Source organism: Posidoniimonas corsicana (assembly GCF_007859765.1).
Lineage (GTDB): Bacteria > Planctomycetota > Planctomycetia > Pirellulales > Lacipirellulaceae > Posidoniimonas > Posidoniimonas corsicana.
The window spans coordinates 828331-854486 of the sequence record NZ_SIHJ01000001.1; the positions used below are offsets into that span (position 1 = coordinate 828331).

Genomic DNA, 26156 nt, shown 5'->3' on the forward strand with positions numbered 1-26156 from the left:
AGCAACACGCGGGCGAGCTAAAACGGCAACTCGCCGGATCCATCAACCGCAGTAGCGATTCAGCACAGAGACGCTGTCGTGGGAAAAGGAATCCCGCCGGTGGGAGATCCACCGGCGGGCAAATCGCCGAGCACGGCCCGACTCGCCTCAGCGTACAAAACAAAGAGTGGCGAGTCTAGTTTTTTCGTCAGAATCTTTAGATATCCGACGGGCGATGGACTGGTCGCTCTTCGATCAAAGCGTGGCGCCGACGGTCCGCGCTTGCGCCGCTGCTTGTTGCTTGGCGGCTTCGACCGATTCCGGGTCGGACGCGGTGGGTGCGACCTTGATGGTCCTTACGTCGGTGACGCCAACGAACCCGAGCCACAGGTCCACGTAGGGCTGCTGGTGATCCAGCGCCTGCATCTGCGGGGTGGCATACTCGCCGCCACTGGCGTAGACGACCGCCGCCGGCCGGCCGGTCAACAGCCCCTCGTAGCCGCCCTCGGGCGTGAACCGGAAGGCGAGCCCAGATTGGGTCACCACGTCGACGAACTGCTTGAACTTGTAGGGCACGCCGAAGTTCCACATCGGCACGCTGAACACGTACTTGTCGGCGGACGCGAACCGGTCGAACGCCGCTTGCAGCGCGTCCCAGCCGGCCTGCTGGGCCGGGTTGAGCTCGCCCCCGCGCTTCTGCAGGTAGCTGGCCTCGATCGCCGGGCCGTCGAGCTCGGGCAGCGGTTCGGCCCACAGGTCCCAGGTCTCGACCTCGTCGTGCGGGTTGGCGGCGCGGTAGGCGTCGAGCAGTTCGCGGGTCGTGGCGATCGACGACGACCGTTCCTTGCGGGGTGAGGACTCGATGTGGAGCAGCTTGGCCATGGTAGGGCCTCCGTTTACTGGGCGGGTTGCGGTTGAGGAAGGTTATGGGCCGCGTCGATCCGATTGCGCTCGACAAGCGCGTCGACGCTCAGACGCCCCGGCCCGTTGGCGATCAAGAACAGCATCGTGCCCATGAGGGAGAGGTTCTTGAGGAACTGGATCATCTGCTGCTGCCGGGCGGCCGGGTCGTCCAGCGTCCAGAAGTCGTGGAAGAAGTAGGTCGCGAGCACGAGGAACGCCAGCAGCAGCGCCGCCCCGATCCGCGCCTGGTAGCCGACCACCACCGCCAGCCCGCCGACAATCAGGAACGCGATCGCCCCGGCCAGCATCACCCGTGAGTAGGGGACCCCCTCGGACGCCATGTAGCCGGCCACGCTGTCGAATTGCGGGACCTTGTTGCCCACGGCGCTCAGGATGAAGATCGCGGCGATCATCAGCCGCGCGGCTGCGCTGAGCACGCCATTGATGGTGTTGTTCATTCTCTCTTGCCTTTCAATCGGTTAGTGAAACGAACGGCGCGGCGGGCGCCTCAGCTCAAGTCGAACAGCATGACCTCGGCGCCAGCCGCGGACGCGAGGGTCAGCGTCGACTCGTCGCTGACCGCCAGCCCGTCGCCGGCGGACAGCGGGGCGCCGTTGGCGTCCGCCCCGCCGCGCAAGACCTGCAGCCACGCGTGCCGCCCAGCGGGCACGCGGTGCGTCAGCCCACCGCCGGCGGTGAGGTCGGCCAGGTACACGCGGGCGTCCTGGTGGATGGCCATGGAGCCGGGTTCGCCTTCCGGGCCGGCGACCAGCTGCAGGCGGTCTTGCCGTTCGCGGGCGTCGAACACCCGCTGCTCGTAGCTGGGCTCGATGCCCTTCTCGCTGGGCAGCAGCCAGACCTGGTACAGGTGCGTCGGCTCACTGCCCGAAGGGTTGAACTCGCTGTGCATCAGCCCGGACCCGGCCGACATCCGCTGCATCTCGCCGGCGTGGATCACCTCGCCGTTACCCATCGAGTCCTGGTGCTCCAGCGAACCGGAGAGGACGTAGGTCAGGATCTCCATGTCGCGGTGGGGGTGCATGCCGAAGCCCTGCCCGGGCGCGACGCGGTCTTCGTTCATCACCCGCAGCGTCCGGAACCGGTGGTGGTCCGGGTCGTAGTAGTCGCCGAAGGAGAAAGTGTGGTAGGTGTCGAGCCAGCCGTGGTCGAAGTGGCCGCGGTCGTTGGCTTTTCTGGTTGTGAGCATCTCGCTCGCCCTCGCAAAAAGGTTTACACATCAACTATCTGGCCAAAAAAACTTGCGGGCTACGGGTCCCGCAGCAGCTCGGGCGACTGGCGGCACTTCTCCAGCAGCGCGACCAGCTGACGCTGCTCGGCCTTCTTGAGGCCCGACATGACGCCGCGGTGCAGTGCCATCAGCGGCTCGTCGAGTCCGCCGAGGACCGCCAGCCCCTGCTTGGTGATCTCGACGAACACCACCCGCCCGTCCTGCTCGCACCGCCGCCGCTTGACCAGCCCCTGGTCCTCCAAGCGGTTGATCAGCCCGGTAATCGCCGGGGCCACGCGGAGCAGCCGGCTGGCGATCTCCAGCGAGGGCAGGGGGGCGCCCTCGCCGCGGAGGATCCGCAGCACGTTGTACTGCGAGCTGGTGAGCCCGTGCTCGCGGAACAGCCGCCCGAAGCGGTTCTCCAGCTGGTCGCTGGTCCGCACCAGCGAGAGCGTGGCCTCCTGCTCGAGCGAGTCGAACGGGTTCCGCTTCTTCAGTTCGGATTGCAGTCGGCTGGTGGTCATCGGGCGTGTGCTGGGGGCAAAAGGGGCCGCTGAAGTCTCATCGGCCGCCAATTAGTTTACCAATAAACTATTTACGGGGTAATCCCACGCATGGTTCACGCCAGTGGATAGAAAAACTTCCGGGCCCGGCCGCCTGGGTTCGCCGCCGCGCTGCCGCGGATTCTGGGCATTCCGTGGTAGAAACCGGCCACCCAGTGCGGTCCAATAGTGGTCAGCAGGCGGCGCCGGCCGCACGGCGTCGCGGTCGGCAGGCGTTCTTGCTGCTGGAGGGTCTGGACTACTTTTGTCCCTATTGACCCGCATCAATGGACAAAAGTCGTCCGGCCGGTCTAGGGAGCGAAGCGGCACAGGCTTGTATAGCAGGGCGAAACGGCTTTCGGCGCCCAAGGCGGGCGGCGACTTTTGTCCCTAAAAATCGATGCGACAATTCGGGACAAAAGTGCTCTGCCGTCGCGACGGGGCAGGGGAGGGGGAACGGAGTCGGTGACAGCCAGACCACGCGAGTCGGCCGAGCAGCGGAGCCGCACCATGCGGGCGGTGAAGAGCCGCGACACCGGCCCGGAACTGCTGGTGGCCAAGCTGCTGCGCGCCGCGGACGTTCGCTACCGCAGGGACGTCGCCCGGCTGGCGGGGCGGCCCGACTTCCTGCTCACCGAGGCCCGGATCGCGCTGTTTGTGCACGGCTGCTTCTGGCACGGGCACACCTGCGCCCGGGGCGCCAGGGTCCCCAAGAACAACCGGGACTACTGGCTGGCGAAGATCGCCCGCAACCGGCGTCGGGACCGGCGGGCGGCGCGCGAACTCCGGGCGGCCGGCTACGGCGTGTGGACGCTGTGGGAGTGCCAGCTTAAGCAGGCGCTGCCGACGCGGCTGTTGACCGAGTCCCGCCGGCGGAGCGGTTGATGCACGGGCATTGAAACGAGATAATCTGTCCTTCACGGAACCCCGCTAGCGATCGGAACGCAGTGCCCCCCCGAGCCCCCTCTGTGCAGCGTCCGCTGTTCGACGCCTCGCCGGCCCCACCACCGCGGGAGGGCCGCACCGTGCTCGAGTTCTTCGCCGGCGTCGGGCTGGCGCGGATGGGCTTCGAGCGGGCGGGCTGGGAGGTCGTGCTGGCCAACGACATGGCCGCCGACAAGAAGGAGCTGTACGAGGGCCACTTCGGCCCCTCGCCGCACTACCTGCTGGACGACATTCACGAGCTGGCCGAGCAGCCCGACCAGGTCCCCACCGCGATGCTGGCGCACGCTTCGTTCCCGTGCACCGACCTGTCGTTGGCCGGGGCGCGGCGCGGCATCAACCAGGGGCAGTCGTCGGCGTTCTGGGGCTTCATGCACCTGCTGGAGAACCTGGGCGAACGACGCCCGCCGCTGCTGCTGATCGAGAACGTGACCGGGCTGCTGACCTCGCACTCGGGGGCGGACTTCCAGTCGCTGCTGACCGCGATGAACGGCCAGGGCTACGCGGTCGATGCCGTAGTGCTGGACGCGGCGTGCTTCGTGCCCCAAAGCCGGCCGCGGCTGTTCGTGCTGGGCGTTAGGTCCCCGGCCAGAGGCAGTGACGACATCGCCGCGCTGCAGCCGTCGGCGCTGCGTCCCAAGAATCTGATCGCCGCCATGCAGGCGGCGCCCGGCGTTGCCTGGACCCTCAGCGCCCCGCCCGACCCGCCGGAGCGGGGACGCGTAAAGCTGGACGAGATCCTCGACCACCCCCAGGACGATTCGCCGGAATGGTGGTCGCGCGAGCGGGCGGACTACCTGCTCAACCAGATGAGCGACCGCCACCGCGAGACCGCCGACCGGATGATCGCCGGCAAGCGTTGGAGCTACGGCACCGTGTTCCGCCGCGTCCGCAACGGGAAGAGCATGGCCGAGCTCCGCACCGACGGCATCGCCGGCTGCCTGCGGACGCCCAAGGGGGGCAGCGGACGGCAGATCCTGTTCCAGGCAGGGCACGGCGAGCACAAGGTGCGGCTGCTCAATGCCAACGAGTGCGCCCGGCTGATGGGCGCCGACGGGTACCGCGTGACCACCCGACTGAATCAGGCGCTCTTCGGCTTCGGCGATGCGGTCTGCGTCGACGCGGTCGCGTGGCTGGCCGAGCACTGGCTCGAGCCCCACGCCGCGGCGCTCAAAGCGGCGGCCACTTAGGCCCGCGGCACAACCGGCAGCCGCAGGATGACCACGGCGCCGATGGCGGCCATCGCGCCCACTCCGCACTGGGCGACCACCGGCAGCCCGCCCAACCAGAGCGAGGCCGCCAGCACGAGCCCCATGGTGGCGAGCGCCGTCGGCTTTACCCCCGGCCGCACGCCACGGTGGGCGTGCCAGTCCTTGAGGAACGGGCCAAACACCCGGGAGTTGATCAGTCGCTGGTGCAGCGTGCGTGAACTGCGGAGCAGGCAGTAGCTGGTGACCAGCAGCAGCGGCGTGGTCGGAAGCCCGGGCACCACGACACCGACCGCCGCCAGCATGAACGAAGCCGCGGCGCCAAGCAGCAGCAGCGTCCTCGTGACGCCGGTCGCGGGCGACGGGGCGCGGACGTAGCTGGTCGAGCCGGCCGCCGCGTCGGTCCAGGTCACTACGTCGTCGATCTGCCGCAGCGTCTTGGCGGTCCGCATCATCGCCGAGGTCTGGTTGCCGGACAGCAGCGCCAGCTCGCCGAGGATCCGGCTGGCCGAGGCGCCGTTCCTCAGGCAGACCCGGGCCTGCGCTTGGTGGGAGTCGTAGACCACCGAACGGACATCACTGGAGCGAAGCAGCCGCCGAGCCACGAGGCCCGCGGCCTCACCGTCCTGGCACCGGACCTGGATGCTGTCGTCTTTGACGCACAGGTCGGGCGCGGGAACGACGGGGCGGGCGGCGGGCTGGGACATCCTGGTACCTGGCGGGGAGCGTGGGGGAGGGGCCGCTCGGGGCGGACCGCATCCCTATGAGGTAGCTCCCGTGCATGCTGGCAACGGGCGGAAGCGCGGGCTCCCGGGGATTCTACGCACCGGGCGGGGCCGGGGGCGCCGGTTCTGCCGGTTGCAGCAGCGGGCAATGCGTCAGTCGCCGGCGGGCGCCGTGGTGGGCGCGTCGAGGTCGCCGAGCCCGGGCTCGGCGGCAGTGGCGTCCTGGTGTTGGGCGAGGTGCAGACTCAGGTCGAGCAATGTCTTGCCGATCACCAGGATCGCCAGCAGCAGGATCGGGCTGCCGAGCATCAGCGTCACGAAGGCGCCGAGCACGATCGCCACGTGCAGCACCACGATCCGCCCGTACGGCTGCACCATCAGCACCGGCAGCATCGTGCGGCGGAACTCGCCGCCGGCCAGGTAGTTCTTGAAGAACGAGTACAGATGGCTGCCCGCCAGGGCGGCGGCCGCCACCAGCAGGTTGAAGTTGAGGAGCGAATCGAGCGAGGCCCTCGGCCCGGCGGCGAACGGCCCGTCTCCAAACGGCCCATCGCCACCGAGCAGCACCACTACAAACACGCCGTGCACCAGGCAGAACATCCCGTAGTGGACAATAAAGAACGGCACAAAGAAGAACTTGGCGCCGTGCGCCAGCCATGGGTTCTCGACGAGGGCCTCGGCCTGCTTGGCGGCCAGCTGGCGCTCAACGGCGTCGCCGGACTTGATGAGCTTCTGAAGGTCCACCTGATCCGGGTCCGGGGTGCAGGTGACCATCTTCAGCACGTTGATCACGCCGATCACCACGTTCTCGAACCAGTACAACGCGACAATCTCGAAGGTGCTCCAGCCGAGCAGCAGCACGCCCAGCAGCGGCAGCGCGTTGGCAGCCAGCAGCGCCGCGACCGAAGTGCGGTGCGACCGCAGCTGATCGCGGGTGATCTTTGTGCCGAACCAGTGCATGCGTCACCACAGCAGGACGTACGCCAACGCGGCGCCGACCCCGCCCACGACCGGTCCCACGACCGGGATCCAGCTGTACGACCAGTTGTTGTCCCGCTTGCCAGGGATCGGAAGCAGCGCGTGCGCGATGCGGGGGCCGAGGTCCCGTGCGGGGTTGATGGCGTAGCCGGTTGGCCCGCCCAGGCACAGCCCGATGGTCACCACCAGCAGCCCGACGGGCAGCGCGCCGAGCGTCCCCATGCCGATCGGCGTGCGGGCGGTCTGATCCGCCGCCTCGCCGAAGGGGGTCACCGCGATCTCGGGGTCGGCCACCACCAGGATCGCCAGCACCAGCACCGCTGTGCCGACCGCCTCGGTGAACAGGTTGCGGAGTGGGCTGGAGATCGCCGGCGCGTTGCAGAACACGCCCAGTATGGTGTCGGGGTCGTCGCAGGCGTGGAAGTGGTCGCGGTACATCGCGTAGACCAGCATCGCCCCAGCGACGCCGCCCAGCATCTGGGCGGCGATGTAGCCCGGCGCCTGCGCCCAGGCGAACTCGCCCGCCGTCGCCAGCCCAAGCGTCACGGCCGGGTTGAGGTGCGCGCCGCTGACCGGCCCAACGCACCACGCGGCGACAAACACGGCCAGGCCCCAGCCCATCGTGATCACGATCCACCCGCCGTTGTTGCCCTTGGTGAGCGGCAACGCCACGTTCGCCACGACACTATCCCCCAGCATGACCAGCAGGAGCGTACCGATGAACTCGCCGAGTAGGGGGTGCATTCCGTGGCAGTCGCTCGGGGGCCGGGGGCGTGCGGAGCCGCCAGGATACCCGCTGCGCACGGTGGTGTCAGCCGCAGCCCCGCGTGCGTGGCCGTCGCGGCGTCTGGCCCACCGAGAAACGCCATTCCGCCCCCGGGCCGCCGACGCTCTAATGACGCCAAAATTCCCCCGCCCCGATTGCTCCCCGCCGTGCCCGCCACCACCCAGCTTACCCCACAACAACAGACCATCCGCGAGCTGAGCGATCAGCTGGTCGAGGCCCAGCAGCCGCTGAGGATCCTGGACGCGGTGAACTGGGACGACGCCGTCAAGGCGGACTTCTTCGCGTCCGGCGAGTCGCGTCTGCCGAGGGTCGACGCCGACTACTACGCGCAGCGCGACCTCGGCTTCGACCCCGAGGCCAAGCGGCAGGAGCTGCTGGACCTGGAACTGCGGATCCGCCGCAAGCTGGGAGAGTACAGCCCGGCCGGCGCCATCATGCGGCGGATGTGCCGCGAGTACGGCGAGGTGGTGCAGATGCTGGCCGCGCGCGGCACGCCGACGTTCTCGCTCTTGTCGCGGGAGCTCTACGGCAGCCCCCTGGACGCGTTCCACGCCGGCGAGCCCACCCTCGCCGACTTCGGCCAGATGATGGCCGAGACCCTGGGCGAGATCGACCGCAGCGGGCTGCTGCAGCCCGAGCCGCGCACGATCCGCGGCGCCGACGCGGTGTCGATGCTGCAGACGCGGCTGGCCGAGTCGATGCCGGACGTGCACGAGTCGGTCACGGTGATGCCGAGCGACGGCATCGTGTCCGACGCCGCGGCGGGCTCCGACTACATCAAGCTCAGAACGGACGCGCTGTTCAACGAGCGCGACATCCGCCTGCTGGAGGTCCACGAGGGCTGGGTGCACCTGGGCACCACGCTCAACGGGAAGGCCCAGCCGGTGTGCACCTTCCTCAGCAAGGGGCCGCCGTCGGCGACTGTCACGCAGGAGGGGCTGGCGGTGTTTGTCGAGAACGTCTCGCTGGCGACCTACCCGGAGCGGCTGCGTCGGGTCGCCAACCGCATCCTGGCGGTCGGCATGGCCGAGGACGGCGCCGACTTCATCGAGGTGTACCGCTTCTTCCGCAACCAGGGGATCAGCCAGGACGAGGCCTACACGTTCGCCTCGCGGGTGTTCCGCGGCAGCACGCCGGGCGGCGGTCCCTTCACCAAGGACGTCAGCTACAGCAAGGGGTTCGTGCTGGTCTACAACTACCTGCAGCTGGCGATCCGCAAGGGGAAGCTCGACCGCGTGCCGCTGTTGTTCTGCGGCAAGACCACCCTGGGGGACCTGCACGTGCTGTCGAACCTGGTCGACGAGGGGCTGGTGCAGCCGCCCGCCTACCTGCCGCCGGTGTTCAGCAACCTCCACGGCCTGGCGGCCTGGATGTGCTACTCGGGCTTCCTGAGGAAGCTGCGGCTGGAGAGCATCGAAGCGGACTACTCGTCGATTCTCTGACGCCCAGCATACTGGCGCCCGGCCCGTGAGCGTCCGGCGCCGCCGCTCGGCCATAAGGCGGGGCGGCGGCGCCCGTCGACATTCGCAGGAGTCTGTCCGCGGTTACTCGACACAGTCGCAGCACGCGCCGCCGCAGCAGTCGGGGCAGCCGGCGCCGCAACAATCGCAGCAGGGGGGGAGGCGCCGCACCTCCCACTTGCACACGCACTCCTCACACTCGTACTTCTTCTTGACGAGGTCGTTGACGCAGATGACCTTGCCGCAGCGGGGCTTCAAGCAGCCGCACCCGTTGCCGCAGCAGCCATTTCCGCAGCAGCCGCTCTCGCAACACCCGTCACCGCAGACGCAGGCGTCGCCGCAGCACGCACCACCACGCTTGCGGAGGAAGCTGAACAGGGTCAGCCCGCTGCCGCCGTCGGCCCAGGGGCAGACCACCTTCGGGACGCAGACCTTCTTGGCTTCGGTGCACCAGCAGTGCTTCTCGACCTTCACGCGTTCAACGGTCGCGACGCAACACTCGCGGCCGCAGCAGCCGTTGTTGCAGCACCCGCCATCGCAGCACTCACCGGCCGCACAGCCGCAAGACGGGTCGCAGCACGCGTCGTCGCAGCCGCAGGTCGGCTCACAGCAGTGGAAGCCCACCACGGTGATGTCCGGTTGCTGGAGCGAGGCGTCGGGCGTCTGGGCGAGCACCGGGCTGAGGAATCCGACGGCGATCGCCGCCGCGGCGAGACGTAGCATCGAGTTCATGATATTCCACTCACGTAATGAGATGATTGTTCTGATCGACAGCCGATACGGCGCCGCGGGCTAGAAGTCCACCATCAGGCGCGTGCCGAGGATGTGGTAGTCGCCCGACTGCAGGTTGACCGGCTGCGGGGTGCTCTCGTCGTTGTCGGCGTCGCGGTCGGTGATCTCGCCGTAGATGTAGTTGAACTGCATCCGGGCGTAGGGGGACCAGTACCAGTTGAGGCCGGCCGTGACGCTCTGGCCGATGCCGCCGAAAACGTCCTGGTCGTTGAAGTCGGCGTACGAGTACCGCAGCGCGACCTGCCAGGCGCCCAGGCCGTAGCCGGTGCCGCCGCGGCAGCGGTCGACCAGGAAGAAGTTCTCAAACGGGTAGATACGGTCGAGCGTGCCGGACTCGCGGTCCCAAGGCATATGCTCGCCTGTCAGGAAGTACGACCAGTAAACGTAGGCGCCGTGCAGGTTGACGTCCGGCAACACGGTGCGGTTCTGCCAGACGTGCTGGTACTCGCTGACGATCTGCGTCGCGCCGACGTTGATCACGCCCTCCAGGCCCAGCAACGCGTAGTCGTCGCCGTCGGGGATCACGCCGGTGTCCACCCACCGGTTGATCGAGCGGGCCTCGGGGCGGTGGCGGAAGCGGGCCTCATTCAGCCCCGACCCGGCGTAGTTGTTGGTCGTCGCGAGCGGGTCGGTGTCGGCCCAGGTGCCGGAAACGGCCCAGTGGGCGTAGCCGCGGCCGTCGGAGCACTGGTCCCACCAGATGGTGTTGGCCAGGCGTCCCGCGACCTGCGCCTGGAAGCTGTCGCTCGAGTAGTTGCCCTCGTCCTGAATCAGGCGCTGGTTGTAGATGCCGTAGCGCCAGTTCCAGGCGAGGTCCTCGGAGTATCCGTAGGAGCAGACTCCGAATCGCCGAGCATCCTGGTTGAAGCTCTCGATCACGAACGGCCGCTCTAGGAAGACGTTGTAGCGGCTGCTGTTCAGGTGGTCCAAGCCGTAGGGGCGTTTCTGATTGCCAATCAATAGCGTCCGGAAGATCGGCAGCTCGTTCCAGCCCAGGTAAGCGTCGCGGAACTCGGAGTCGTTGCCCCCCGCGAACTCCATCTCAATCTTGTAGAGCATGTTGTACGGCAGGTCGCCTTTAACGCCGAACCGCATACGGCGGAACCCAACCCGATCCACCGGAGAAGTGTTCGGGTCTTCGGTCTCGATGACGTTGATTCCGGGCGTCGAGCCGGGGAAGCTCCACATGTCGGCGTGGATACGGCCGTTGACTTTCATCGTGGCCTGGCCGTGACCGCTCTTGGCGTAGCCCGAGAGGCTCTTGGAGAGCGAGTCGTAGTCTTCCTGCAGAGAGGAGTAGTTCTTCTCCAACTCCGCCATCCGCTCTTCGATCGTCTTCTCGCCGTCGGCCGGGGCCGGTTCGTCCGACTCCTCCTGCAGCCAGGAGTTGTAGGCAACCGGCGCGACTGCGGCGGCCGGCTCGACGGTTGGCAGCGGGCGGAAGGTGTCCTCCGCGTTGGCTGTTGTTTGCAGGCCCATCACCGCGGAGAGCAGCGTCGCCGCCCCCGCACGCCAGCCGAACCTTCGGCTATATGAGTACTTTGACAAGGTGGCATCCTTCCCTAGAGCAGCTGTGCTTCGGCGGCCGGTCCAGACCGCGTACGTGTCGGTCCTGGAATGAAGGCTCCAACCACGAGAACCCGCACTCCCCGAACCATCGATACTCCTGCTATCGACGTCAGATTCAGAGCAAAGCGAGCTCGGGGGCCCGCACAAACGTGAAGATTCGGTTAAGGCGTCGTGCCAATTGCTTCGTCCGGAAAAGTTTGCCAGGTGGTCAAAGGACGGAATCGGGGCTCAGATTTCCCCTAACCGGCAAGGTCGCCAAGCGGGCGGCGTGCGGATATCCTGACGTATCTTCACAAAGGCCCCCCGCCTCGCGATCCCCCGCTTCTGGAGACAACAACACGATGCGTCTGCCCTTGAGTGCTCCCTGCCTGCTTGCCGTGGCGTGCCTGATCGCCGTGTCCCCCGCCGCCAACGCCCAGGACAAGCCCAGCTCGGCTAAGCCCGCCAAGGAAGCGAAGAAGTCGGAGAAGAAGCCGCCGGCGCCGTCGGTCACGTACGGCTCGGTCGAGATCGATGGCAAGGCGGTCGAGTACACAGCGACCGCTGGCAAGATGGCGATGAAGGCCGACGACGGCAAAGCCAAGGCGGAGATCTTTTACGTCTCCTACACGCGGGGAGGCGACGGGGCCAAGGTCGACACGTCCCGCCCCCTTACCTTCTGCTTCAACGGCGGGCCGGGATCGTCATCGGTGTGGCTGCACATGGGCATGCTCGGGCCGATGCGCGTCCGGCTCCCCGACGACGCCAGCCAGCCCCGCCCCCCTTTCGCTATCGAGACCAACCCGTACTCGCTGCTCGATGTCACGGACCTGGTGTTTATCGATCCGGTGAGCACCGGCTACAGCCGCCCCGCCGAGGGGGAGGACAAGAAGCAATTCCACGGGTACCGCGAAGACCTGCGGAGCGTGGGCCAGTTCATCCATGACTACACCAGCAAGCAGGAGCGGTGGGGATCGCCCAAGTTTGTGCTCGGGGAGAGCTACGGGGGGCTCCGCGCCGCGGGGCTCAGCCAGCAGCTGCAAGACCGGTACAACCTCTATCTGAACGGCGTGGTGCTGGTGTCGGCGGTGATCGACTTCTCGACCCTCGCCTTCGCGCAGAACAACGACCTGCCGTACGTGCTGTTCCTGCCCACCTACACGGCCACGGCCCACTACCACAAGGCTCTCGACCAGGACCTGCTGGACCGCCCCCTGGCGGAGGTGGTCAAGGAAGCTGAGGAGTTTGCCTACGGCCCGTACGCCGACGCGCTCCTAGAAGCCACCTCGATGCCCGAGCAGCAGCGCCGCAGGATCTGCCGTCAGATGGCGAAGCTGACCGGCCTGCCGGAGGGCTACCTGTGGGACGCCAACCTGCGGGTCAGCATGAGCCGGTTCGGCAAGGAGCTGCTGCGAGGCCGGGGCGAGATCGTCGGACGTTTCGACAGCCGCTACACCGGGCGCGACGACAACGGGGTTGGCGAGCACACCGGTTTCGACCCGAGCGGCGCGGCGACCTTTGGCATCTTCACGAGCGGGATGAACAGCTACCTCCGGGGCACGCTGAAGTACGAGGACGACCGCGTCTACGAGATCCTCACCAGCGACGTCCGCCCATGGAACTACGGCAGCTTCGAGAACCGCTACGTCGAGTCCGCCAGCGCCCTGCGCGACGCGATGAGCGTCAACCCCTTCCTGAAGGTCTTCGCCGCCTGCGGCTACTACGACCTGGCGACGCCGCAGTTCGCAATGCAGCACTCCCGCGACCACCTGCTGCTCGACGAAACGCAGCAGAAGAACTTTACCACGGAGTTCTACGAGGGGGGGCACATGATGTACATCTACGAGCCATCGCTGATCAAGCTGCGCAAGGACCTGCTGAAGTTCTACTCCGAGGCCACCCCATAGCCCTCGGGCGCAAACCGGGCGGCGTAGATCGGGGGGAGGTGCTGCGCGACGTGGTTCCAGCTCTCCCCCGCGTCCTCGGACACCCACGCGTTGCCGGTGGATGAGCCCATCGCCAGGCACTGGCCGGCGTCGTCAACGGTCAGCGCGTGCCTGAAGACGATGTCGTAGGCGTGCCCCTGCGGCAGCCCCTGGCGCATAACCTGAAAGCTGGCGCCGCCGTCCGTGGTCTTCGAGACGACAAACTCGCCGTTCACGGGAACGCGGGTCTCGTCCTTCTGCGCGGGGACAAACCAGGCGGTCTCAGGGTCGTGGGGGTGGACCGCCACGGCAAACCCAAACGCAGAGGGCTGCGCGGCGGTGATCTCGCGCCAGCTCTTGGCGCCATCGGTCGAACGGAAGATGCCGTTGTGGTGCTGGATCCACAGGCAGCCGGACGCCGCCAGGCAGGCCGCCATTAGGTGCGGGTCCTGCACGATTGGGTTATAGGCCTGATCGGGGGGCATGTACTCGGCTCGCAGGCCCTCGCTCGCGCAACGCCATTCGGCGCCCGCGTCGTCGCTCGCCCACACACCGCCGCAGGACACCGCGACCTTGACCCGCCGCGGGTCGGTTGGGTCGATGCAGATCGAGTGCAGACCGGGATCGTCCTTCCCACCACCAAACCACTGCATCCGCTCCTCACGGTCCCACAGCGAACGCACCAGCGACCAAGAGTCGCCGTAGTCGTCCGACCGGAAGAGCCCCCCCGGGATCGTGCCGCACCACAGCACTCCGGGCTCATCACGGCCGCCTGGTTCGAGCGCCCAGATCTCGCTGAGCGTCGCGGGCTTGGTGGGAGGGCCCGCCGTAGAGTCTGCATCGCCATCAGGCATCCGCTGCGGAACGACCTCACCCGCTGGAAAAGAGGGGGCGGCGATCTCCTGCCAGCTCACGCCGCCATCGCGGCTGCGGTGCAGGTGCGCCCCAAAGTGCCCGTGCGTCACGGCCGCGTACACGGCGCCGTCGCGCGGGTCGCAGAGCGTGATCGAGATTGGCGACGCGAGATGAGCCACCTGCTCGATGTCCCAACTCCCGCCCGATCCTCGCGCCAGCGTAAACAGGCCCTTACGGGTGCTGAGTAGTAGCCGGTCTTGCATTGCAGTGCTCCCCCCGCAGATGAGACTTAACCGCCTGACAACGCCTGCATGACGTGCACCTCAGAACCAGCGGCAACCTCATCGGTCAAGCCGACGCGGTCGGTCACGACGTGCCCGTCGACAAACAGCATGACGTGACGGCGTAGCCGGCGCTGTTCGTCGAAGATATAGGTCCGCAGGCGTTCGTTGTCAGATAACGCCTCGTCAAGCACGGCGCCGAGCGCGCCCGGGCCAACCTCGACAGAAGGGCACTCGACGAACGCCTGCAGGTGGCTGGTGAAGTGGACGGTCGGCATACCGCCAGATTGTGACGACTCACGGCTGCGGACGCCAGCATTTCAGCCGAGACTTAACGCCGCCACTTAGTGAGCGTCGACGCGTCGAGGACCTGATTCAGGCTGCCGCTGGAAAACCCAGCCAGATCAACGGTCACCGCCTTGAACCCCAAGTCCTTGAGGGCAGCCATCACTCCCTGACGCGTTTCCGGTTCGATCAGTGCTTGCAGGTGCTCCACCGGGACCTCGATCCGGGCCGTGTCCCCCTCGTGGTAACGGACCCTCAGCTCTCGGATTCCGAGCCCGCGCAGATGCTGCTCCGCCAAGTCAATCATCCGCAGCCGCTCGGGGGTCACCTGCTGGCCGTACGCGATGCGGCTGGCCAGGCAGGGCGCTGCGGGCTTGTTCCAGATCGGCAGCGCCCAATACGCGGCGAGGTCGCGGACCAGCTGCTTCCCGAAGCCGCACTCTACCAGCGGGCTGCGGACCTCGAAGTCGGCCGCGGCCTGCATGCCGGGTCGGTAGTCGCCCTGGTCGTCAACGTTAGCGCCGTTGGCGAGCGTCTGCATACCGAGCTGCTTGGCGATCCGCTCGACGTGCGAGTAGAGCTCCGACTTGCAGTGGAAGCAGCGGTCTGGCGCGTTGGCGATGTAGCCCGCCGAGTGGATCTCATCCGTGTCGGCTAGCTCGTGCCGGATGCCGATCTGCGATGCCAGACGCTGCGCTTCCTCGAGCTCCCCTTCGGCGAGCGCTGGGCCGACCCCGGTCACGGCAACCGCCGAGTCCCCCAGCGCGAGCTGCGCGGCCTTGGCCACCACCGTGCTGTCCACGCCTGCCGAGAACGCAACCGCGCAGCTGCGGTAGCTCCGGAGAGTCTCAACGAGCTGATCTGCTTCTACCATTGCTGCCTTGCCCCTGGTGGCGGCCGATTCCGGCCCCGCTGCTAATTGTCGGGCCCGTGCTGAGAATGGGCAAGCTACTGCGGACCGCCGTGGCCCGTGGGCGGGGGCGGGTTCTCTAAGCGGTCGAGCTCGTCACGCAGCTGGGCGGCGTCCTCGTAGCGTTCCTCCTCGATCGCCTTGTCGAGGTCGGCCTTCAGCTGGGCCACCGGGTCGTCGTCGCCGTCTTCGTCGTCCGAGTCCGGCGCAATCTTGCGCTGAAGCTCCTTGCGCCACCGCTTGAGGAAGACCAACTCGCCCATCCGCTCGGACTGCTCCTGCTGCCCGTAGTCGGCGAGGAACGTCTCCACGCCCCGGATGCCGGCATCGATCGCGCCGATGGCCGCCTCCCACTGATCGAGCTCAACGAGCGGGGTCGCCACCGCCCGGGTGTGCATCATGGTTACGTAGGGCCGCCACTGGTCGAACTGCACCTTGTCGCGGTCGTAGCGGGCGTGGTTTCTGACAAAGCGGAACAGGTCGAGGTTGCGATTCGTGTCGCGCGCGCAGAGCTCGTACCGCTCTAGCTGCCAGAAACAGATATAGCGGTGGTAGTACTGCACCCCTTCGCGCATCAACTCCGAGCAGTCCTCCGTGCCCAGCAGGTAGGGCACACCGTCCGGGTTGGCGGCGTCGTGCTCGCGCTGCCGCTGCTGGTGCAGGTCGAGCCAGGACCGGGCGCCCTCGATCTGGCGCCCATCGGGCCGCCCCTCGACGTCCATCTGAAGCACGCCCAGGTCGAGCCTTAGCTGCACCTTCTCGCGACCATCGTCGCCGGTGATCGTTCGTGCTGTAACCGAGTCAGGGGCGTACGCCCAGCCTTCGAGTATCTTCCGGATGTCGAGCGTCACGGGTCCACGTGCGGGTCAGAAGACACGCCCCGCCAGCGACGAGCGATCGCGTCCGCGGACCGGACGTGACAGGGCAGAAGCTCTGATAGTAGCGGATTCGGCCGCCGCCCGAAACGCGAGCTGCAGTCGCGTACGCACGGCGGCTACCCTCTAACGCATCTCCTGGCGATGGCCCGAAGAGCTACGACCGGGCCGCTACCGTGTCCTTCACCACCGGGTCGAGCAGCTTGGTGTTGCGTTCCACGCCTAGGATGATGGTCTTCTGCTCCACGCCGTCGGCCGAACTGGCGACGATCGGGATGACCTGGCGGCGGTCCGGGAAGTGCACCTTCACCGCGAACGAACCGTCGGGGCTAACCGCAACCGGCTCGCCGGAGACCGTGACGTGCGTATTTGGGTCGCTCGAGCCGTAGACCACGAGCTCGGCGTCCACGGCCAGGCGCAGCTCATCCCCGTCGCGCGAGTCGCCCGCGGCGCCAACGCCGTAGCGGATCTCTGACGGGCGTCCCAGCCGCCGCCGCAGGCGCTCTTCCAGCAGTTCCTGCAGCTCCATGCTGGCCCCGTCGGCGCTGTAGCCGCCGCTCATGGCGTAGATGCGGTCGGCGTTCTCTGCCACGTCGGTCCAGTTGTTGTCCACGACATCGGCTGAACCGGGGACTGGCGTTGTGACAGTGTTGCTGCGGGCCAAGCAGTAGAACTCGCCGCCGGTGGCTCGGTAGCCGATCTCAACCCGGTAGGAATTGGGCGGGTCGGAAACATCGACGTACCAGTTGGAAACGCCGCCGTGGATCTCGATGCACCGCTCCAGCCGGCCGCCGCCGCCGTCCAGCACGCGGATCAGTCGCAGCGTCGGCGCCGAACCGTGCCAGTCCTGCCCCAGCACCGAGCGGGCGCGTTCGACGCTCTGGGGGGTGATCTCCCAGCAGACGTGCAGCCAGTACGGGTCGCGCACCAGCACGACAATCCGGTCCTTCTGCGGCTCGGGACGGCCCTCGCTAGTGCAGCTCAGGTTCTTACGCTCGGCGGACTCCTGCTGAACACGGCTGATCTCGCGTTGCACGCGAAGCCGCTCGGGGCTTGCCGTGGGTCGCTGCTGAAGCTTCTTAGTCACCGCCGACTTAACGGCACCTTTGCCCTGCGACTTCCGCTTGGCCCTCACCAGGGCCGCGACTAACTCGTCCTTTCGCATCGAGTGCCAGCCAGTGATCCCCTCGCTGCGAGCCATCTGGGCGAGGTCCTTGCACGTGTACGACTTGAGCGTAGAAGCGGTCATTGCTTTCGATCTTCTCAGCGTCGGGATATGAGGAATGGGCGGGAGAGTTTGCGGGAGCGGGCCGGGCCGCGCAACCCGTGCTGGTGGGTAGAGCGGAGGTGGGCTGAGTCGTCCCCCTGGGGCGTCTGTGCAGGCAGACCCGCGGAGAGATAATTCCCGCGGTGGTTTAACCCCGCTGAAGGCTGCGGGCGCCGGGGAATTACTAGGTTCCTCACATGCCTTGGCGTCGTCTAACTCGTAAACATTAGTATAACCGACCTGCCGAATACCGCAACAATTCAGCCGTCTGCGACCGCCCCAAAAAACGCCGTAAGCCCTTAACATGAAGCGACTTACAATTAACCACCAAAGCCCTCGAGCTTGCTGCTGCGCGGCCAAAGCAGGGCATGCGTGCTTAACTCGCCAGCCCTTGCGCAGGAGCGCTATCGTCGTGTCCGAAAAGTTTGTGAAAAAAAGCACAATTTCGCCGCAAGGGCGTTGACGGTCTGGGGTTGGGCGAAATAAACTCCACGGCTCAGCGGACAGTTAGGTGGCTGAGTAGGGCTCGCCACGCGTCATGTTCGGCGATAGCGGCGCCCCCGATCCTCGGAGTGCCTGTGAAGCCCCCTGGTCACTCGACGAGTTCGCTGGCTTACGACGCCCTCGGGCGGGTGTTTGCCGCCAGCGCCATCATGGCCCTGCCGGGGATCGCCGGCTCCTGGGCGGATGCCCGCTGGGGTGTTGGCTGGTTGGGGATGGCCGGTTTCATCCTCGGCCCGCCGGCAGGGTTGGCCTACTTGCTGATCGTGTTCCGCAAGCCGCCCCCCTCGGCCCGACCCGACCCACCCGAAAACACCAACCGCGAATCACCCCCGCATGGCGACTAGCCCCCTCTTGCCACTCACGCCCGTCCGCACTCTGGCCGCCATGGCCGGTGTGTCGGCGACTGTGCTGATGGCGACAGCCTGGTGGTGGGGGGGGCAGCCCACCGCGTGGATCGCGGCCTCGGCCGCCTCGGCGTCGATGTGGTTGGTCTGCGCCATCTCGCTGGAAGTCATGCTCCGCATGACGCACGCCGGCCACGGCATCGCGGGCGTGTTTGCCGGCATGCTGGTGCGGCTGGCGGGCGCCATGACGCTCGTGCTCAGCGCCCCGGCGGCGGTCCCTCAGATTACTTCCCTGCCGATCTTGGCCTCGGGCCTAGTGCATATGCTGATGCTCAATTATCTTGCGGGCCTGGTGGTCGAAACGGTTGTCGCCACTCGGCTGGCGAGCCGGTTTCAGCCCGCCTCGCAACGCGCTAAGACCCCCGGCGGCGCCGCCAACTAAGCCGCCCCTGGCCGCGACCACTCGACCCGCAGACCCGACTCAACGGAACTCATGTCCAACGCCATCCTTCACATCAAGGACAGCTACTACTTCGAGGTGCCCAAGGCGTTGGCGCCGAGTCGGAAAGAGCACGCCAGCCAGTTCCCCAACTACTGGATCAAGCTCGACCCTGATTTCCAAGATTGGCAGGCCGAGCAACTGCTCGAACAGTCGCCGCTCAACTCGATTGACCTCCCGGTCAGCAACGCCAAGTTGATCGCAGAGTACAAGGCCTGGCGGTCCGAGGACGCGAACTTCGCCAAGCCGTTCTACCGCTTCTTGAGTGAGGCGGACTCGCAGGAGTGGTTTCACGAGAAGCTAGAGGACCCGGCCTTCAAGCGTGCCTGGGACTCAACGGTCGCTAGCTTGAAGGGCGACGCGGGCGACGCCCTGGTCGACAACTACCTTGTCGATCACGATTGGTCCGAAGCCAAGATTGCCGACTACAACCATCAACTCAGCGGCAAGCTGGTGATCCCGCAGCCCTTTGGCGAGTTGCGGAATCACTACGCGATGGAGTCCGGCATCGGCATCTCCAAGTACATGATCCTGCTGACGGTCGGCGCGCTGATCGTCTTCTACCTGTGCCGCCGTGCGGGGCAGATGCTGCTGGACGGGCGCAAGAGCCGCGTCACCAGCATGATCGAGGTGTTTCTCGAGTTCATCCGCGACCAGATCGCCAAGCCGACCATCGGCGAGAAGGACGCGCAGCGGTTTGTGCCGTTCCTGTGGACGCTGTTCCTGTTCATCCTGGTGATGAACCTGCTCGGCATGATCCCGTTCCTCGGCGCCCCGACGGCGTCGTTCGCGGTGACCACCTCACTCGCGCTGTTGGTCATCTGCGTGACGATCGGCTCCGGCATCAAGCGGTTCGGCCTGGTCGGGTTCTTGAAGAACCAGGTGCCCGGCATGGACCTGCACTGGCTGATCGCCCTGTTCATCATCCCGATGATCTGGGTGATCGAGGTGCTCGGTTTCTTCATCAAGCACGCGGTGTTGAGCGTTCGTCTGCTCGCCAACATGGTCGCCGGCCACCTGGTGCTGCTGGCGTTGATGGGCATCGCGGTTAGCGCCGCCGGCGCCTGGACCTGGTGGGTCGCGGCGCCGCTCTCCATCTTCGGCGCGGTCGCGATCAGCTGCCTAGAACTGTTTGTCGCGTTCCTGCAGGCGTACGTGTTCACCTTCCTAAGCGGTCTGTTTATCGGGGCGGCGATCCACCACCACTAAACCGGTGGCGGCGTCGGCAACGCCCCGCTCAAGTCACAACCCGATTCAGTTGCCCTTCATTTTCACGAGGAGTACGAGAGTGTTTAACCTAACGAAGATTGCTGCTTACGCCATCGTGGCCGGCCTGATCATGGTTTCGCCCGCCGCCGCTCAGGGCGCCGATGGCGGCACCAACATCCCGGGCGCCGTGGGCGCTGGCCTGGTGGCGATCGGCGCCGGCCTGGGCATCGGCCGCATCGGCGGCTCGGCTGTTGAGAGCATGGCTCGCCAGCCCGAAATGGCCGGCGGCATCCAGGTCGCGATGATCATCTCGGCCGCTCTGATCGAGGGCTTCACGTTCTACGCGATCTTCGTCTGCTCGCAGCAGAACCCGTTCCCCGGCTAGTCGGCGAACCGCCTGCCGCGGTCTGGCTTTCCCTTCGTTCTGTCCCTTCGAGTTGCCCAAGATGTTGTTGAACCTGATGCCCCCGCTACGGCTGGCGTTGTGCGTGCTCGCCTGCCTGGCCCTCTCCGCCACGCAGTCGCTGCGCGCCCAGGAAACGGAGTCGCCCGAGGGCGACGCCGCCGCAACATCCGAGTCGGAGACGGCCAACCCCGAGGTCGCGGACGCCGACGAGATGGAGGCCGGCGAGCCGACCGAAGAATCCCCCGCCGAGGAGGCGGGCGATGACGCGGAAGGTGAGGCGGAGGAGCACGACGCGTCGGAGGCCGAGGCCGCCGACCACCACGATGACGAGGCCGCCCACGATGACGGCGGCCACGCCGCCGCCGATCACGGCGAGGGCGGCCACGGCGGTGGGCACAACGAGCTGGGCCACGGCAACGCCCACGACAGCCTGTTCGACCCGTCCGAGTTGGCGGGCGAGCTGGCGGTTTACTCGCTGGTGGTCTTCCTGGTGCTGATGGCGCTCCTGTCGAAGTTCGCCTGGCCGAAGATCGCCGCGGCGCTCGACGCCCGCGACCGGGCGATCAGCGACAACATCGCGGCGGCCCAGGAGAAGCACGACCAGGCCGCTGCGTTGCTGGCCGAGCACCAGGCGAAGATCAACGCCGCGGCGGAAGAGGTTCGGCAGATGCTGGAGGAGGCCCGCCGCGACGCGGAGGCCACCAAGGGCCAGATCGTCACCGAGGCCCGCGAGGCCGCCGACGCCGAGCGTCAACGGGCGTTGCGGGACATCGAGAACGCCAAGGACGGCGCGGTGAAGGGGCTGGCCGAGCAGAGCGCGGCGCTGGCCGTGGACCTCGCGTCGAGGGTGGTCCGCCAAGAGATCAGCCAGGAACGCCAGAGTGAGATCGTCCGCGAGGCGCTGGGCCTGATGGGCACGGGCGCCAACAACTAGCGGGACCCTCCGAGAGCCGCCAACAACCCTACAAGCATGACGATCGACCCGCAGAACCTCCCGCAGCACGACACGGTGCTGGACGTCACCGAAGAGCAGATCGCCCGCACCTACGCCGAGGCGGTCCTGGGCGCGGCGGCCGGCAGCGAGTGGGACGTGGTCCAGGAACTGGGCGCGATCGTCAACGAGGTGCTGAAACCCCACCCGCAGCTGCTGGAGCCGCTCCGCTCGGCGTTTGTGCCCCACAGTGAGCGGCTGCAGATCATCGACCGGGTGTTCGGCGGCCGCGTCTCGGAGACGGTGCTCAACTTCCTCAAGGTGCTGTCGGGTCACAACCGGCTCGGCATCCTCAGGACGGTGGTCTCACAGACCGTGCGTCTGTACGAGGAACGCAACAACAACGTGCGGGTGCGGGTCGTGTCGGCCGAGCCGCTCGACGAGTCGCTGGTTGGCGAGATCGCCAACGTCCTGCGGGTGAAGACCAACAAGGAGCCGATCGTGTCGACGGAGGTCAAGCCCGAGCTGATCGCCGGCATGCAGGTCCACGTCGGCGACACCGTGTACGACAGCTCGCTGCTGACCGCGTTCGCCAAGGCCCGGCAGGCGATCGTCAACTCGACCGTCGAGCAGATCGAGCGGAACCCGCAGCAGTTCTTCTCGACCAACTAACCAACGCTGCCACGCAGCAACCAACAACACAGCCAGCTTCTTCGGAGCTAACGGATGAAGTTCAACAGCGACGAGATCGCGTCGGTCATTCAGCAAGAGATCTCCAACTACAGCGCGCAGATCGACGTCCGCGAGGTCGGACGCGTGCTGGAGGTCGGCGACGGCATCGCCCAGGTCTACGGCCTGTCGGGCGTGATGGCCGGCGAGATGGTGGAGTTCGCCAGCGGCGCCACCGGCCTGGCGTTCAACCTGGAGGAGAACTCCGTCGGTGTGATCATCCTGGGCGACTACCTCAAGATCGCCGAGGGCGAAGAGGTGAAGAGCACGGGACAGCTGCTCAGCGTGCCCACCGGCGACGAGTTGCTGGGCCGCGTGGTCGACCCGCTGGGCAACCCGCTGGACGGCAAGGGCCCGATCGTCACCAGCAAGCGCCGCCCGGTCGAGGTGATCGCCGCCGGCGTGTCGGAGCGTCAGCCGGTGACCGAGCCGCTGCAGACCGGCATCAAGGCGATCGACGCCATGACGCCGATCGGCCGCGGCCAGCGTGAGCTGATCATCGGCGACCGCAAGACCGGCAAGACCGCCGTCGCGATCGACGCGATCATCAATCAGAAGAACTCCGGCGTAAAGTGCTTCTACGTCGCGGTCGGCCAGAAGGAGTCGACCGTGGCGGGCATCGTCGAGAAGCTCCGCGAGCACGGCGCCATGGACTACACCACGGTGATCGTGTCCGGCGCCAGCGACCCGGCGCCGCTGCAGTACATCGCGCCGTACTCCGGCACCGCGATGGCCGAGGAGTACATGTTCAACGGTCAGCACGCCCTGATCGTGTACGACGACCTCTCCAAGCAGGCCGTGGCCTACCGCCAGCTGTCGCTGTTGATGCGGCGCCCGCCGGGCCGCGAGGCGTACCCGGGCGACGTGTTCTACTGCCACAGCCGCCTGCTGGAGCGCTCGGCCAAGCTGTCCGACGCGCTGGGCGGCGGGTCGCTGACCTCGCTCCCCATCATCGAGACCCTCGAGGGCGAGGTGTCGGCCTACATCCCGACCAACGTGATCTCGATCACCGACGGCCAGATCTACCTGCAGCCGGACCTGTTCTTCGCGGGCGTTAAGCCGGCGATGAACGCGGGCATCTCGGTTTCTCGCGTGGGCGGCAACGCCCAGACCAAGGCCATGAAGAAGGTGGCCGGCGGCCTGCGCTTGGACCTGGCCGCGTTCCGCGAGCTCGAGGCCTTCGCCCAGCTCGGCACCGACCTCGACCCGGCCACCCAGAAGAAGCTGGACCGCGGCTACCGCATGGTCGAGCTGCTCAAGCAGGGCCAGTACCAGCCGCTGGACATGGTGGACCAGGTGATCCTGATCTACGTCGGCACCAAGGGCCACCTGGACAACGTCCCGGTCGACAAGGTGCAGCAGTGGGAGAGCGAGTTCGTCACGTTCCTGCACGACCAGGTGCCAGAGCTCCGCGAGAAGCTCGCCAAGGAGCAGGCCCTGTCCGACGAAATCCTCGCGCAGATGGAGTCCGCGATCGAGTTGTTCCAGAAGCAGTTCGCCGGGCACGCCAAGGCCGAGCCGGCGGGCGCCGCCAGCTAGCCGAACGTGACGTCGTCCCACCCCTGGCGGGGTGGGCTGAGAAGTAGCCGATTGCTGACAGCCAACCGCCGATAGCCTCACATGGCCAACCCAAAAGTCCTCGACAAGCGCCGCAAGTCGGTCAAGAACATCGCCAAGATCACGCGGACGATGGAATTGATCGCGACCGCGCGGTTCAAGAAGGCGATGGACCGCGCGTCCGCCGCCACCGACTACACGGACCGTGTCTCGAAGCTGGTGCGCGACCTCACCGAGGCGGGGCTGGAGGTCAGCCACCCGCTGCTCGAGAAGCGTGACAACCCCCAGCACGGCAAGCTGCTGGTGCTGACCGCCAACCGCGGCCTGTGCGGCGGATTCAACGGCAACCTGATCCGCGCCGGGCTGGGCGCCTGGACCGAGCTGCAGGCGGCCGTGCCCAACTGCACCCTGGAGGTCAGCGGCAAGCGCGGCATCTCGGGCTTCAAGTTCCGCGGCCAGCAGGTGGACCAATCGTTCACGCACTTCGAGGACAAGCCGCGGTTTGACGAGGTGGACGAGATCGCCACCCGCTACCTCGACGACTTCATCGCCGGCCGGCTCGACCGCCTGGACGTCGTGTACATGAAGTTCGAGAGCGTCGCGCGGCAGAAGGTCTCGGTCGAGACGCTCCTCCCGCTGGGCTCGGTGGTTGGCGGCGACGAGGCCTCCAACGAAAACCTTGAGGAGAAGTCCGGCGCCTCGCTGTACGAGTTCCTCCCCTCGCCGGAGAGCATCCTGGAGGAGGTCATCCCGATGAGCTTCAAGATCAAGCTCTTCAAGTGCTTCCTCGACTCGGCGGTGAACGAGCAGGTCGCGCGGATGATCGCCATGAAGGGCGCCACCGAGAACGCCAACGACCTCATCAAAAAGCTGAGCATGCAGTACAACCGCGCCCGCCAGGGACGCATCACCTCCGAGCTGATCGACCTGATCGGCGGCGTCGAGGCCATCAGCTAGGCCCACGCCCCCAGCGATCCGCCGCCACACGAACACCACAACACCAACTACCCACGCAAACCAAGCCATGTCCACCGCTACCGCAAACAACGTCGGGCACATCACGCAGGTCATCGGGTCGACGTTCGACGTCGCGTTCCCCGAGGACGCCCTGCCGCCTATCTACAACGCGGTGAAGATCGTCAGTGAGCACAAGGGCGTGCGGGTCAACCTGACCGCCGAGGTGCAGCAGCAGCTGGGCGGCGGACGCGTGCGGTGCATCGCCCTGGGCTCGACCGACGGCCTGGTCCGCGGCCAGGAGGTGGTCGACACCGGTGCCCCGGTGAGCGTGCCGGTCGGCGAGGCCACCCTGGGCCGCGTGTTCAACGTGCTCGGCGAGCCGGTCGACGGCCGCGGCCCGGTGGACACCGAGGAGAAGTGGCCCATCCACCGCGACGCGCCCAACCTCGAGAACCTCTCGACCAGCACCGAGATCTTCGAGACCGGCATCAAGGTGGTCGACCTGCTGACCCCGTTCGTGCGTGGCGGCAAGGCCGGCCTGTTCGGCGGCGCCGGCCTGGGCAAGACCGTTATCCTCACCGAGCTGATCGCCCGTATCGCCAAGGAGCACGGCGGCTACTCGGTGTTCGCGGGCGTTGGCGAGCGGACCCGTGAGGGGACCGACCTGTGGCTCGAGATGCAGGAAACCAAGATGGGCGGCGACGGCGACAAGAGCGTCATCGACCAGACCTGCATGGTGTTCGGCCAGATGAACGAGCCGCCGGGGTCGCGTCTCCGCGTGGCGTTGTCGGCCCTGACCATGGCGGAGTACTTCCGCGACAAAACCGGCGCCGACACGCTGCTGTTCGTGGACAACATCTTCCGCTTCTCCCAAGCCGGTTCCGAGGTGTCCGCCCTGTTGGGCCGCATGCCGTCGGCGGTGGGCTACCAGCCGACCCTGGCCAGCGAGATGGGCGCCCTGCAGGAACGCATCGCGTCTACTAACAACGGCGCCATCACCTCGGTGCAGGCGGTTTACGTGCCGGCGGACGACCCGACCGACCCGGCGCCCGCCACCGCGTTCGGCCAGCTCGACGCGTTCATCTACCTGGAGCGGTCCATCTCCGAGAAGGGCATCTACCCGGCGGTCGACCCGCTGGCGTCCTCCAGCCGTATCCTCGACCCGCAGTACGTGGGCGATGAGCACTACAACTGTGCCCGCCGCGTGCAGACCACCCTGCAGCGGTACCGCGAGCTGCAGGACATCATCGCGATCCTCGGCGTCGACGAGCTGTCCGAAGAGGACAAGATGATTGTGCACCGTGCCCGCCGCATCGAGCGGTTCCTGTCGCAGCCGTTCTTCGTTGCCGAGGTGTTCACCGGCAAGGCGGGCGAGTTCACCTCGATCTCCGACACGATCCGCAGCTTCAACGAGATCTGCGACGGCAAGTGGGACCACCTGCCCGAGTCCGCCTTCATGTACGTCGGCCCGATCGAGCAGGCCGAGGAGCAGTGGAAGAAAGACCAGAAGTAAGCATTCCTGCCTCCCCT

The 26156-nt window shown here is 66.9% G+C and carries 27 protein-coding genes; 13 read left to right on the top strand and 14 right to left on the bottom strand.

The window, feature by feature from the left end:
- Positions 1-234: 234 nt before the first annotated feature.
- From KOR34_RS03010 to KOR34_RS03025, 4 genes are read right to left on the bottom strand one after another with little or no spacing between them, the layout of a single operon-like run.
- Positions 235-861 carry an FMN-dependent NADH-azoreductase gene (locus KOR34_RS03010; protein WP_146562092.1) on the bottom strand — a complete coding sequence of 209 codons (627 nt, stop codon included), beginning with the start codon at positions 859-861 and terminating at the stop codon, positions 235-237.
- A gap of 14 nt (positions 862-875) precedes the next feature.
- Positions 876-1340 (bottom strand): DoxX family protein, encoded by a 465-nt coding sequence (locus KOR34_RS03015; protein WP_146562093.1) that lies wholly within the window; start codon positions 1338-1340, stop codon positions 876-878.
- Between the two features lie 50 nt (positions 1341-1390).
- Positions 1391-2089, bottom strand: coding sequence for a pirin family protein (locus KOR34_RS03020; RefSeq protein ID WP_146562095.1), 699 nt, complete (start codon positions 2087-2089; stop codon positions 1391-1393).
- Between the two features lie 59 nt (positions 2090-2148).
- Positions 2149-2634, bottom strand: a complete 486-nt coding sequence (locus tag KOR34_RS03025) for a MarR family winged helix-turn-helix transcriptional regulator (protein WP_146562097.1) — start codon at positions 2632-2634, stop codon at positions 2149-2151.
- Between the two features lie 483 nt (positions 2635-3117).
- Between KOR34_RS03025 and KOR34_RS03030 the strand changes: the two genes are divergently transcribed.
- On the top strand, positions 3118-3537 hold the full coding sequence (locus KOR34_RS03030) for a very short patch repair endonuclease (RefSeq protein ID WP_197531096.1): 420 nt from the start codon (positions 3118-3120) through the stop codon (positions 3535-3537).
- 83 nt (positions 3538-3620) lie between these two features.
- Positions 3621-4784 (top strand): DNA cytosine methyltransferase, encoded by a 1164-nt coding sequence (locus tag KOR34_RS03035; RefSeq protein WP_228714483.1) that lies wholly within the window; start codon positions 3621-3623, stop codon positions 4782-4784.
- Here the strand turns inward: KOR34_RS03035 and KOR34_RS03040 are convergent.
- The 3 genes from KOR34_RS03040 to KOR34_RS03050 all read right to left on the bottom strand — a co-directional run bounded on the left by KOR34_RS03040 (position 4781) and on the right by KOR34_RS03050 (position 7249).
- Positions 4781-5509 carry a YbaN family protein gene (locus KOR34_RS03040; RefSeq protein ID WP_146562098.1) on the bottom strand — a complete coding sequence of 243 codons (729 nt, stop codon included), beginning with the start codon at positions 5507-5509 and terminating at the stop codon, positions 4781-4783. The two genes, KOR34_RS03035 and KOR34_RS03040, sit on opposite strands and share 4 nt — an antisense overlap.
- Before the next feature lie 171 nt (positions 5510-5680).
- Positions 5681-6487, bottom strand: coding sequence for a DUF6498-containing protein (locus KOR34_RS03045; RefSeq protein WP_146562100.1), 807 nt, complete (start codon positions 6485-6487; stop codon positions 5681-5683).
- Between the two features lie 3 nt (positions 6488-6490).
- The gene (locus KOR34_RS03050) at positions 6491-7249 is read right to left on the bottom strand and encodes an MIP/aquaporin family protein (RefSeq protein ID WP_146562101.1); all 759 of its coding nucleotides are present in this window, start codon (positions 7247-7249) and stop codon (positions 6491-6493) included.
- Between the two features lie 189 nt (positions 7250-7438).
- Between KOR34_RS03050 and KOR34_RS03055 the strand changes: the two genes are divergently transcribed.
- Positions 7439-8734, top strand: a complete 1296-nt coding sequence (locus tag KOR34_RS03055) for a flavohemoglobin expression-modulating QEGLA motif protein (protein ID WP_146562102.1) — start codon at positions 7439-7441, stop codon at positions 8732-8734.
- Positions 8735-8836: 102 nt separating this feature from the next.
- Here KOR34_RS03055 and KOR34_RS03060 read toward each other — a convergent pair whose 3' ends face one another.
- Entirely contained in the window at positions 8837-9475 is a 639-nt protein-coding gene (locus KOR34_RS03060) for a hypothetical protein (RefSeq protein ID WP_146562104.1), read from the bottom strand.
- Between the two features lie 69 nt (positions 9476-9544).
- Positions 9545-11092, bottom strand: a complete 1548-nt coding sequence (locus KOR34_RS03065; protein ID WP_228714484.1) for an OprO/OprP family phosphate-selective porin — start codon at positions 11090-11092, stop codon at positions 9545-9547.
- 362 nt (positions 11093-11454) lie between these two features.
- Here KOR34_RS03065 and KOR34_RS03070 point away from each other — a divergent pair, with 362 nt between their 5' ends.
- Positions 11455-12999 (top strand): S10 family peptidase, encoded by a 1545-nt coding sequence (locus tag KOR34_RS03070; protein ID WP_146562105.1) that lies wholly within the window; start codon positions 11455-11457, stop codon positions 12997-12999.
- On the opposite strand, the gene KOR34_RS03075 is transcribed toward KOR34_RS03070, so the two are convergent.
- From KOR34_RS03075 to KOR34_RS03095, 5 genes are all read right to left on the bottom strand, one after another.
- Positions 12978-14135 carry a WD40/YVTN/BNR-like repeat-containing protein gene (locus KOR34_RS03075; protein WP_146562107.1) on the bottom strand — a complete coding sequence of 386 codons (1158 nt, stop codon included), beginning with the start codon at positions 14133-14135 and terminating at the stop codon, positions 12978-12980. The genes KOR34_RS03070 and KOR34_RS03075 overlap by 22 nt on opposite strands.
- A gap of 26 nt (positions 14136-14161) precedes the next feature.
- Positions 14162-14431 (bottom strand): MoaD/ThiS family protein, encoded by a 270-nt coding sequence (locus tag KOR34_RS03080; protein ID WP_146562108.1) that lies wholly within the window; start codon positions 14429-14431, stop codon positions 14162-14164.
- 53 nt (positions 14432-14484) lie between these two features.
- The gene (larE, locus tag KOR34_RS03085; protein ID WP_146562109.1) at positions 14485-15312 is read right to left on the bottom strand and encodes an ATP-dependent sacrificial sulfur transferase LarE; all 828 of its coding nucleotides are present in this window, start codon (positions 15310-15312) and stop codon (positions 14485-14487) included.
- A gap of 74 nt (positions 15313-15386) precedes the next feature.
- Positions 15387-16199 carry a UvrB/UvrC motif-containing protein gene (locus KOR34_RS03090; protein WP_146562111.1) on the bottom strand — a complete coding sequence of 271 codons (813 nt, stop codon included), beginning with the start codon at positions 16197-16199 and terminating at the stop codon, positions 15387-15389.
- Between the two features lie 181 nt (positions 16200-16380).
- Positions 16381-17472, bottom strand: coding sequence for a DUF4912 domain-containing protein (locus tag KOR34_RS03095; protein ID WP_146562112.1), 1092 nt, complete (start codon positions 17470-17472; stop codon positions 16381-16383).
- A gap of 596 nt (positions 17473-18068) precedes the next feature.
- On the opposite strand from KOR34_RS03095, the gene KOR34_RS03100 reads away from it, so the two are divergent.
- The 9 genes from KOR34_RS03100 to atpD all read left to right on the top strand — a co-directional run bounded on the left by KOR34_RS03100 (position 18069) and on the right by atpD (position 26139).
- The gene (locus KOR34_RS03100) at positions 18069-18338 is read left to right on the top strand and encodes a hypothetical protein (RefSeq protein WP_146562114.1); all 270 of its coding nucleotides are present in this window, start codon (positions 18069-18071) and stop codon (positions 18336-18338) included.
- Entirely contained in the window at positions 18328-18780 is a 453-nt protein-coding gene (locus tag KOR34_RS03105; protein WP_146562115.1) for a hypothetical protein, read from the top strand. The genes KOR34_RS03100 and KOR34_RS03105 overlap by 11 nt, the downstream gene beginning before the upstream one ends.
- Positions 18781-18831: 51 nt before the next feature.
- Positions 18832-20046, top strand: a complete 1215-nt coding sequence (gene atpB / locus KOR34_RS03110) for a F0F1 ATP synthase subunit A (RefSeq protein WP_146562116.1) — start codon at positions 18832-18834, stop codon at positions 20044-20046.
- Positions 20047-20176: 130 nt separating this feature from the next.
- Positions 20177-20431, top strand: coding sequence for an ATP synthase F0 subunit C (gene atpE / locus KOR34_RS03115; RefSeq protein WP_146565786.1), 255 nt, complete (start codon positions 20177-20179; stop codon positions 20429-20431).
- A gap of 61 nt (positions 20432-20492) precedes the next feature.
- A complete protein-coding gene (atpF, locus tag KOR34_RS03120) occupies positions 20493-21386 on the top strand; it encodes a F0F1 ATP synthase subunit B (RefSeq protein ID WP_146562118.1) in 894 nt (297 codons plus the stop codon).
- 36 nt (positions 21387-21422) lie between these two features.
- The gene (atpH, locus tag KOR34_RS03125; protein ID WP_146562119.1) at positions 21423-22055 is read left to right on the top strand and encodes an ATP synthase F1 subunit delta; all 633 of its coding nucleotides are present in this window, start codon (positions 21423-21425) and stop codon (positions 22053-22055) included.
- A gap of 54 nt (positions 22056-22109) precedes the next feature.
- Entirely contained in the window at positions 22110-23651 is a 1542-nt protein-coding gene (atpA, locus tag KOR34_RS03130) for a F0F1 ATP synthase subunit alpha (protein WP_146562121.1), read from the top strand.
- An 81-nt stretch (positions 23652-23732) separates the two neighbouring features.
- Positions 23733-24626 (top strand): ATP synthase F1 subunit gamma, encoded by an 894-nt coding sequence (gene atpG / locus KOR34_RS03135; protein WP_146562122.1) that lies wholly within the window; start codon positions 23733-23735, stop codon positions 24624-24626.
- 67 nt (positions 24627-24693) lie between these two features.
- Positions 24694-26139, top strand: a complete 1446-nt coding sequence (gene atpD, locus KOR34_RS03140; protein WP_146562124.1) for a F0F1 ATP synthase subunit beta — start codon at positions 24694-24696, stop codon at positions 26137-26139.
- The last annotated feature ends 17 nt before the right edge of the window (positions 26140-26156 follow it).